The sequence below is a fragment of the Kytococcus schroeteri genome (genome assembly GCF_002847825.1).
Classification (GTDB): Bacteria; Actinomycetota; Actinomycetes; order Actinomycetales; family Dermatophilaceae; genus Kytococcus; species Kytococcus schroeteri.
In genome coordinates, this window is record NZ_PKIZ01000016.1 from 57,348 (window position 1) to 64,638 (window position 7,291).

The following is a 7,291-nucleotide window of genomic DNA, read 5'->3' on the forward strand; positions in this document are numbered from 1 at the left end:
GGCGGACCGCGCCGGTCAGGCGGAGGCAGGCCCGTCCAGATGTCGCAGGGCCGCGCGGTAGCCACCGGCCCCGTCCTCGAGGCACCGGGCCACCCGGCCGACGGTGGTCACCGAGACGCCCGTGTCCTCGTGGATGGCGCGGTAGCTGCGACCCTCGGCCAGCTGCGGCACCACGGCCCACCGGTCGGTGAGGGCCTCCACCTCGGCGGGCGTGCACAGGTCGGTGAGCAGGGCGTCCACCTCCGCGGGGTCCTGCATCGAGGCCAGGACGGCCACGAGCTCGGCACGCACCTCGGCCACGGTGCGCGAACGGGGGGTGTCGCGTCGCTTCATGGCGTCCTCCTGGTGCGAACGGGGGTGGGCAGTGACGGGTGGTCGCGGTCGGCGCCGCGGGTCCGTCATCGAATGTATTAACACGCTAACACGCTAGGACACGGTGCGCCGAATCGGCGTCATGCCCCCTTCCCCTCCCCCGGCACACGCGAGCGGCCCACCACCCCGTGGGGTGGTGGGCCGCTCGAGGCGAGGGCCGTGCCGGGTCAGTCCCCGCGCACGGCGACCGGCTGCGCCAGCTCCACGCGCAGCGCCTGCGCCAGGTCGCCCCGCTCGGCCTCGAACTGGTCGCCGCGCTGCAGGTCCTTGACCGTCACCACACCGCGCTCCACCTCCTGGGCGCCGAGCACGGCCACGAACCGGATGCCCGCCCGGTCGGCGTGCTTGAACTGCTTGGCCAGCTTGGCCGGCTCCAGCACCGACTCCACCCGCAGGCCGGCCGTGCGCAGCTCGGCGGCCAGACCCAGCGCCTCGGGCAGCAGGGCCTCGTCGAGCAGCGGCACGAGCACCTGGACGGTGGACGGCTCGTCGGCGACCATGCCGTTCTCCATGAGCTGCCAGAACAGGCGGGAGAGGCCGATGGACATGCCCACGCCCGGCAGGGACGACCTGGTGTACTGCCCGGCCAGGTTCTCGTAGCGCCCACCGGAGCAGACCGACCCCAGCTCCGGGTGCTCGTCGAGGAAGGTCTCGTAGACGGTGCCGGTGTAGTAGTCCAGGCCGCGGGCGATGGCGAGGTTGACGCAGTAGTCGCCCTCGGGCACGCCGAGGTGACGCAGCATCTCGAGCACCTCGCGCAGCTCGGCCACGCCGGCGTCCAGCTCCTCGTCGCGCCCCTCCAGGCCGGCCAGCACCTCCAGGGCCTCGGCGTGCGAGCCGGTGCGGGTGGAGACGAAGCCCGCCACGGCGTCGACCACGTCCGCGGCCAGGCCGAAGCGCTCGCCGGTGAGCTCCTCGCGCAGCCAGTCCACACCGCGCTTGTCGATCTTGTCCACCTCGCGCAGCACCAGCGGCTGCTGCTCGTCGGTGATGCCGACGCTGCGGAAGAAACCGCGCAGCAGGCGGCGGTTGTTCAGGTGGATCGTGAACGGGCCGAAGTCCAGCTCGCGGAAGATGGCGTGCATGGTGGCCGGCGGCTCGGCGTCGTGGCGCACCGAGAGGGTGTCCTTGCCGATGATGTCGACGTCACACTGCACGAACTCCCGGAAGCGGCCACGCTGCGGACGCTCACCGCGGTAGACGCGCTGCATCTGGTAGCGACGGAAGGGGAAGGTCAGCTGGCCCTCGTGCTGGGCCACGAAGCGCGCCATCGGCACGGTGAGGTCGAAGCGCAGGGCGAGGTCGGGCAGGCCCACCTCGTCCCCGGCGGCCACGGCCTCGCGGTCGTTGGCCAGCCCACCGGTGGACTGCACGAAGTAGACCTGCTTCTCGGTCTCGCCACCGGACTTGGTGAGCAGCACGTCGGTGCGCTCGAAGGCGGGCGTCTCCAGCGGGAGGAAGCCGCCGGCCTCGAAATGGCGACGCACCACGTCCGCGATGCGGTTGAACGCCACCTGCTGGCGCGGCAGCAGCTCGAGCGTTCCCTGGGCGGGGCGGGGTGTGGTGATCTGGGCCATGGTCGGAGTCTAGTTTCCGGGGTTCGACGCCGCGCACGGCGTGGTCGGCCACGCAGCGCGAGGCCCCCACCGCACCGGGGTGCGAGGGGGGCCGGGCGCCGGTCGTGACGGCGTGGCGGTCAGGAGCTCAGCCCTGCGGGGCGGCGGCGCCGTGCTCGAGCGCCTCGAGGATCGCCCCGTTGAAGGCGGGCAGGTCGTCGGGGTTGCGGCTGGTGATGAGGTTGCCGTCCACCACGACGCTCTCGCCGCTCACCCAGTCGGCGCCTGCGTTGCGCAGGTCGGTCTCGATGCTGTCGAAGCCCGTCACGCGGCGGCCGTCCACCACGCCCGCCTCGGCCAGCACCCAGCCGGCGTGGCAGATGGCGGCCACCGGGCGGCCCGCGTCGTGCACGGCCTTCACGAGGGCCACGGACTTCTCGTCCAGGCGCAGAGCGTCCGGGTTGGCCACGCCACCGGGCAGAACGAGCACGTCCACGTCGTCGGCGGACACCTCGGCCACGGCGCCGTCGGCGGTGCGGGTCTCGGCCTTGTCGAGGTGGTTGAAGAGCTGCACCTCGCCGCCCTCGGGGCTCACGAGGCGCGCGGTGTGGCCGGCCTCGGTGACGGCCTTCCACGGGTCGGTGAGCTCCACGGCCTCGATGCCCTCGGCGGAGGTCAGAAAGTAGACGGTCTTGCCGGTGGTCTGCGTGGTGTCGGTCATGGCTCCACCCTCGCGCCGACCCCCGGCACGTCGCAACCGGAGGGCTGCTCGGCCAGCACCCCCGCGCCGCCCGGCCCCCGGCCCTTCGGACCCGCACCCCCACCGGACCACCACCTGCTGGACCGGACCCGAGAACCGCACCGGTGCCGAACTCGACTGTCGAGTTCGGCACCGGTGCGGTTCTCGGGCGCGGCCGGGGTCGGTTCCGGCCCGGCCGGCGCGGGGTCAGGACCCGGCGGTCACTTGCTGGACTGGATCTTCTCCGTGGCCTGCGGCAGCACGTCGAACAGGTCGCCCACGACGCCGAAGTCCACCATCGAGAAGATGGGCGCCTCCTCGTCCTTGTTCACCGCGACGATGGTCTTGGAGGTCTGCATGCCGGCGCGGTGCTGGATGGCACCGGAGATGCCGGCCGCCACGTACAGCTGCGGGGACACGGTCACGCCGGTCTGGCCCACCTGGCTGGAGTGCGGGTACCAGCCGGCGTCCACCGCGGCGCGCGAGGCACCCACGGCGGCACCCAGCGAGTCGGCGAAGGACTCGACCGGGTCGAAGTCACCGCCGGTGCCACGGCCACCGGAGACCACGATGGCGGCCTCGGTGAGGGCGGGGCGGCCGGAGGCCTGCTTCTCCTCGCTGGCCACGATCTTCGCGCCACGCGCCACATCGGAGAGCTCCACCTCCACGACTTCGTCGGCGCACGCCCCCTGGGCCGGCTCGGCGGTCACCGAGTTGGGCTTGAGCGACACGATCGCCACACCCTTGGCGACGTGCGAGGCGGTGGTCCAGCCACCGGCGAACACCGACTTGGTGACCTTCACGCCACCGTCGGCGGCCTCCACGTCCACGGCGTCGGTGATGACACCCGAGGCGGTCATGACGGCCAGGCGCCCGGCCACCTCCTTGCCCTCCGGCGAGGACGGCACGATGACGGCCGACGCGCCGGTGCGCTGCACCAGCTGGGCCAGGCCCTCGGCGGTGGGGCCCACGAGGTACTCGCCGAACTCGGCGGCCTCGAGGCGGTACACCTTCTCCGCGCCGGCGGCGGCCAGGGCCTCCTTGGCGGCGTCGAAGCCGGCACCCACGAACACCGCGGACGGCTCACCCACGCGGCGCGCGGCGGTCAGCATCTCGGAGGTCGTCTTGCGGACGTCGCCCTCGACGTGGTCGACCAGAACCAGAACTTCACCCATCGTCTACTCCTTGGATCTCGTCGGGGCGTCTCAGATGAACTTGCGCTGGGCCAGGAAGTCGGCCAGCTTCTGGCCGCCGTCACCCTCGTCGGTGACGATCTCGCCGGCCTCGCGCGGCGGGCGCTGCGTGGTGCCGTCCACCATGGCCCAGGCGTTGGCCGCACCCACCATCGAGGGGTCCACACCCAGGTCGGCCAGCGACCAGGACTCGATGGTCTTCTTCTTGGCCGCCATGATCCCCTTGAAGGAGGGGTAGCGCGGCTCGTTGATCTGGTCGGTCACCGAGACCACGGCCGGCAGGGTGGCCTCCACGGTCTGGGTGGCCTCGGCGGTGTCGCGCTTGATGGTGATGGTGCCGCCGGTCTCGCCGGAGCACTCCACGGAGTTGGCCAGGGTCACCATCGGCACGCCGAGCAGCTCGGCCACCATCGCGGGCACCACGCCCATGGCGCCGTCGGTGGAGCTCATGCCGAAGAGCACGAGGTCCACCTCGTCGACCTTCTTGACGGCCTCGGCCAGCACCACGGCGGTGGAGAGGGCGTCGGAGCCGGCCAGCGCGTCGTCGGTGACGTGCACGCCGTCGGTGGCGCCCATCTGCAGGGCCTTCTTCACGGCCTCCTCGGCGGCGGCCGGGCCCATGGTCAGCACGGTCACGCGGCCGTCCCCGGCGGCCTCGGTGATCTTGAGGGCCTCCTCCACCGCGTACTCGTCGAGCTCGGACAGCAGACCGTCCGTGGTGCGGTCGGTCAGGCCCTGGTCATCGAAGGACCGGTCACCCTGGGCGTCCGGGACGTGCTTCACGCACACGACGATGTTCATCGATCGCCTCTCTCATGGCTGGTGCAGCCGGGGCCGCTGTGCGGTCCCCCGGCGATGGCGGGGAGGGCGCCCCGTGCGGGGCGCCCTCCAAGTGTCGCACGTCACGTTCCGCCCGATGCGGTGTGCCGTGCACGGGTGCGGGCGATGCCGCCCGCACCCGGTGGGCTCAGCGGCCGACGAAGGAGGCCTTGCCCGGACCGTTCTCCACGAACGAGTCCATGCCGATCTGGCGGTCCTCGGTGGCGAAGAGGCCGGCGAACGCGATGCGCTCGAGCTCCAGCCCGGTGGTGAGGTCGACCTCGATGCCGCGGTCGATGGACTCCTTGGCGGCGCGCAGGGCGACGGCCGGGCCGCCGACGTACTGCTTCATGCGCTCCACGGCGGCGGTGTACACCTGCTCGGCGGGCACGACCTCGTCGGCCAGGCCGATGGACAGCGCCTCGGCGGCGTCCACGTGGCGGCCGGAGAAGATGAGGTCCTTGGCCTTCGCAGTACCGATGAGGCGCGGCAGGCGCTGCGTGCCGCCGGCCCCCGGGATGACGCCGAGCAGGATCTCCGGCTGGCCCAGCTTGGCGTTCTCGGCCACGACGCGGAAGTCGCAGGCCAGGGCCAGCTCGCAGCCGCCACCGAGCGCGTAGCCGGTGATGGCGGCGACGGTGGGCTTGGGGATCTCGGCCACGGCGGTGAGGCAGGCCTGGAGCTTGGCGGCGCGGTCGAGCATGTCCGCGTAGCTCATCTTCTGCATCTCCTTGATGTCCGCGCCGGCGGCGAACACCTTCTCACCGCCGTACACGACCACCGCGGCGACGTCCGGGTGGTCGGCGGCCTCGCGGGCCACGACGCCGATCTCGTCCTGGAGCTGGGTGCTCAGGGCGTTCATCTTGGGGCGGTCGAGGCGGATGGTGCCGATGCCGTCGGCCACCTCGAGGCGGACGAACTCACAGTTCTGCGTGCTCATGCGCGACCCTCCTGGTCACCGAGGTTCAGGGAGAAGGACGAGGAGCCACTCCGCTGGCCGGGCTGCTGCCCCTGCTGCTGTGCGGCCTGGCCCTGGGCGCCGGCCTCGGCGCCGGCGCGACCGGGGCTCACCGGGCCGGGGGCACCGATGGCGGCCTCGGTGGCGTGCTGCACGTCGTCCTTCATGACGTTCTCGTGCCACACCTGCACGGCCTGCATGATCATGTTGACGGTCAGCTGCAGGCGGGGGCTGGGACCCTCGCCCTTGAGCACGAGGTGCTCGCCGGAGACCACCAGGGTGGTGCCGACGATGCCCATCTTGACGACGTTGGCGCCCAGGGTGACGTCGTTGGTGTTGTTCAGCCACTTCACGACGTCGGCCGGGATGTCGGAGCCGATCTGCCACTGGCCGAAGACGCGCATGATGTCGACGTCGCCCTCGGTGACGCGCACGAACATGGTCTGGCCCTGCACCTCGAAGGCCACGTCACCGTCGCCGTCGACCTGCGGCGACATGCCGTCGGTCTCCAGCAGGGTGACCACCTGGTCGCGCAGGGAGGGCGCGGAGGAGCCGGTGGGCCCGGCGTCGTCGCCCGTGGGGAAGCTCGGGAGCTGCGTGGGATCAGTCATGGGCCCCAAACTACAGTCCGTGACCCAGCCCACGCCCACGCCCCTCCCGCGCCGGGCAGGACCCACCGGTCACCGCGCGGAGCGGGCACCTCGCAGGAGCCACCACAGGCCCAGTACCGGCAGCACCAGCGGCACGAAGCCGTACTGGCGGCCGTAGACCGACCACACCGTCTCGTCCGGGAACAGCCCCGGGTCCACCAGGCTCAGCGTGCCCACCACGAGCACGCCGACCAGCTCGAAGGTCGCCGCGCCGAGGGCCGTCCGCCGCCCCGCGGCACCACCGCGCACCATGCCGACGGTGGCCACGAGGTAGACCAACGCGGCCACCGTGGAGAGCAGGTAGGCCAGCGGGGCGCGGTCGAAGTAGGCCAGCAGCTGCATGACCGAACGGCCCGTGGCGGCGAGCGCCAGCACGGCGTAGGCGGCCACGAGCACCCGGCCGAAGCCGCGGCTGAGGTGGTTGACGGGCTCGGGCCCGGTGGTGGGCTCCGACGGGGCGGTGCGGGAGGTGCGGGACGGGCTGGACACGGGGCGGCTCCTGGCGGCGAGGCCGGGTGGGTGGGGGGGGACGTCAGGGGGTGAGGACGGTGGGGAACTGGTACCAGATGGCCACCAGGCGCTGCGCCATGACGAGCAGCGCCAGGCCGGCCAGGAAGAGCACCCCCATGCCCCACCGGGTGTCGCGCTCGGCCACCGACCAGAGGAAGGCCACCGGCAGCAGCGCCGCCATGCCGAACAGGTAGGCGCCGAACTCCCAGGCGGGGATGTCGTACGAGGTGGTCACCGCCATCACCAGACCCACCACGAGTTGCACGAGCAGCACCACGGCGGCCAGGCCGGTCACCCCGAGCACGAGGTTGTCGACCGGCCGGTTGACGACCGCGTACAGCAGGGTCACCAGGCACAGCAGCGCCAGCGACAGGAACAGGGCGGTGGTCAGGGCGGGGATCACGGCGGGAGAGTCTAGGTGTTCTCGGTCATCAGGTTGGTGACAGTCGGCTGGTGGGTGGGAGTCCTCTCAGGGCGCTGTGGCCGCGGTCAGT

Annotated in this window: 9 protein-coding genes; all 9 read right to left on the reverse strand. The window is 72.2% G+C overall.

Going from position 1 to position 7,291, the window contains the following annotated elements; genetic code table 11:
- Positions 1-15: 15 nt before the first annotated feature.
- The 9 genes from CYJ76_RS08840 to CYJ76_RS08880 all read right to left on the reverse strand — a co-directional run bounded on the left by CYJ76_RS08840 (position 16) and on the right by CYJ76_RS08880 (position 7,200).
- A complete protein-coding gene (locus CYJ76_RS08840) occupies positions 16-333 on the reverse strand; it encodes a YerC/YecD family TrpR-related protein (RefSeq protein ID WP_070705322.1) in 318 nt (105 codons plus the stop codon).
- 206 nt (positions 334-539) lie between these two features.
- Entirely contained in the window at positions 540-1,949 is a 1,410-nt protein-coding gene (hisS, locus tag CYJ76_RS08845; RefSeq protein WP_101849878.1) for a histidine--tRNA ligase, read from the reverse strand.
- A gap of 127 nt (positions 1,950-2,076) precedes the next feature.
- Positions 2,077-2,649, reverse strand: a complete 573-nt coding sequence (locus CYJ76_RS08850) for a type 1 glutamine amidotransferase domain-containing protein (protein WP_070705324.1) — start codon at positions 2,647-2,649, stop codon at positions 2,077-2,079.
- A 239-nt stretch (positions 2,650-2,888) separates the two neighbouring features.
- Positions 2,889-3,842 (reverse strand): electron transfer flavoprotein subunit alpha/FixB family protein, encoded by a 954-nt coding sequence (locus CYJ76_RS08855; protein ID WP_070703582.1) that lies wholly within the window; start codon positions 3,840-3,842, stop codon positions 2,889-2,891.
- Between the two features lie 30 nt (positions 3,843-3,872).
- A complete protein-coding gene (locus CYJ76_RS08860) occupies positions 3,873-4,661 on the reverse strand; it encodes an electron transfer flavoprotein subunit beta/FixA family protein (protein WP_101849879.1) in 789 nt (262 codons plus the stop codon).
- Positions 4,662-4,827: 166 nt separating this feature from the next.
- Entirely contained in the window at positions 4,828-5,619 is a 792-nt protein-coding gene (locus tag CYJ76_RS08865) for an enoyl-CoA hydratase/isomerase family protein (protein ID WP_070703586.1), read from the reverse strand.
- Positions 5,616-6,248 (reverse strand): hypothetical protein, encoded by a 633-nt coding sequence (locus tag CYJ76_RS08870; RefSeq protein WP_180802265.1) that lies wholly within the window; start codon positions 6,246-6,248, stop codon positions 5,616-5,618. Before CYJ76_RS08870 ends, CYJ76_RS08865 begins: the two co-directional genes overlap by 4 nt.
- Positions 6,249-6,317: 69 nt before the next feature.
- On the reverse strand, positions 6,318-6,776 hold the full coding sequence (locus tag CYJ76_RS08875; protein WP_101849880.1) for a hypothetical protein: 459 nt from the start codon (positions 6,774-6,776) through the stop codon (positions 6,318-6,320).
- Positions 6,777-6,819: 43 nt separating this feature from the next.
- Entirely contained in the window at positions 6,820-7,200 is a 381-nt protein-coding gene (locus CYJ76_RS08880; protein ID WP_070703590.1) for a hypothetical protein, read from the reverse strand.
- Between the last annotated feature and the right edge of the window lie 91 nt (positions 7,201-7,291).